Source organism: Microbacterium sp. IEGM 1404 (assembly GCF_030056775.1).
Taxonomy (GTDB): Bacteria; Actinomycetota; Actinomycetes; order Actinomycetales; family Microbacteriaceae; genus Microbacterium.
The window spans coordinates 1-209 of sequence record NZ_JASHKP010000043.1 but is presented as its reverse complement, the minus strand read 5'-3'; the positions used below and the strand labels follow the sequence as shown (position 1 = coordinate 209).

General features: G+C 77.5%; 1 pseudogene. It reads left to right on the top strand.

Annotated elements, in window-relative coordinates:
- Positions 1–14: 14 nt before the first annotated feature.
- A pseudogene (locus QM517_RS18195) lies at positions 15–209 on the top strand (alpha/beta hydrolase); the annotation flags it as partial.

Below are 209 nucleotides of genomic sequence, written 5' to 3'. Positions count from 1 at the left end.
AACGGGTCCGCCCCGTGAGCCTCCGCCGCCGTCTCGTCACTGCCGTCGCCGGCGTCGCGGCCCTCGCCGTGGCGCTCTCTGGCTGCCTCTACGCCCAGATCCCCCCGCTCCCGCCCGGCGGCGGCGCCGCGCTCGCGCCGCAGACCGACGGGGTGTCCGCGGACCTGCGCCCGTACTACGGCCAGACCCTCGACTGGCAGGAATGCGGC